Below are 1,239 nucleotides of genomic sequence, written 5' to 3'. Positions count from 1 at the left end.
TCATTGGCCTCCTTCAGGATGCCAATGATCTGCTCTTCCGTGAAATGCTTCCGCTTCATCTGTCCGTCCCTTCGAGGGGCCGGTCTCTAGTTCCAACTGGATGAAGAAACGGGGGTCACGTCACGGCCAGCTCACGCGGCACCGCCGCCGTGGTTTCGGATTCGATTGGTGTGTGGATCGTCATCATACCCTCCCCATCGGCGACTCGCCGGGAACAAAAGAGGGTCGGGTATGTATGACGGGTTGGGGGGTGTAGGACAGGGGTTTGTTGCCAACCCCTTCCTAGCGACGTTCGTTTGCAGCGATCCAAGCGGTGAAAAGGTCGAGGCGGTGCGACCAAAACACCTCCACACCGGCGTCGATCAGGCGCTGCACATCCCCAAATTTGATGACGCCCTGTAAAAGGGCTGCTGGCTTCACAAACCTCCCCCAATGTTCTTTCCACGCTGAAGCCTTCTTCAGCACGTCGTTGATCCGCTTGACCGAATTTGTCTCGTCGTTGGTCACCTTGCATTCCATGGCCAAGATGACGGTTCCGCCGAGTCCACAGGCCACATCGACCTCTTGGTTTTCGTTAGCCCCGCTAGCAAATCGAGTTTTGTACATGAAAGATCGAGCGGGAAGTTGGCCCGAAGTAGAGACAACGCTACTCTGTATTCGAGTCCAGTCTTGAGATTCCAGCAGGTGCGTGACAGCCTGTTCCTGAATGTAGGACAGGCGATTCCGCCGGGCGGTGAGTATCCGCTGACTAGCAATTAAGGGGGCAACTGCTCCAATCGAGGTGGCCAGCTCTACTAGCGTCGCATCGCGCCCTCTATCGAGCCAGTGCGTAAGTCGCCTCGATCGGCGGTCGGCAAAAGTCGCAGCCACGGCATCTGCCGCGGCAGTTGCCACAGCTGCACCACTTTTTTCCGTCGATTTCGGCCAGCTTGGGCATATCAGTTTAAATTGATCTTGGCTGATTGGAGGCGCGAGAAATTGTCGCAATGCGAGTGTATGCGATCCGCTTTTCTGGAGAGCGCATGAAACATCGGAGAGAAAGTGGGAGGCACGAAGAAAAGCGATAACGATGCGTCTCGCTTCCCAAAGCGCAACCTTCCAATCTTCTGCATCCGATTTGACGTGACCCCCGTTTCTTCATCCAGTTGGAACTAGAGACCGGCCCCTCGAAGGGACGGACAGATGAAGCGGAAGCATTTCACGGAAGAGCAGATCATTGGCATCCTGAAGGAGGCCGAG

1 protein-coding gene is annotated in these 1,239 nt (G+C 55.8%); it reads right to left on the bottom strand.

The genetic code is table 11. The features are described from left to right. Nucleotides 1-282 precede the first annotated feature (282 nt). Nucleotides 283-1,065: a XamI family restriction endonuclease gene (locus ACM9ME_RS15385; RefSeq protein ID WP_415644338.1), complete on the bottom strand. Its 783-nt coding sequence runs from the start codon at nt 1,063-1,065 to the stop codon at nt 283-285. Between the last annotated feature and the right edge of the window lie 174 nt (nt 1,066-1,239).

This window comes from Sphingomonas antarctica (assembly GCF_965137005.1).
In the GTDB taxonomy this organism is placed as follows: domain Bacteria; phylum Pseudomonadota; class Alphaproteobacteria; order Sphingomonadales; family Sphingomonadaceae; genus Sphingomonas_O; species Sphingomonas_O antarctica.
The sequence above is the reverse complement of the archived record's forward strand: the minus strand, read 5'-3'. Positions and strand labels throughout refer to the sequence as shown.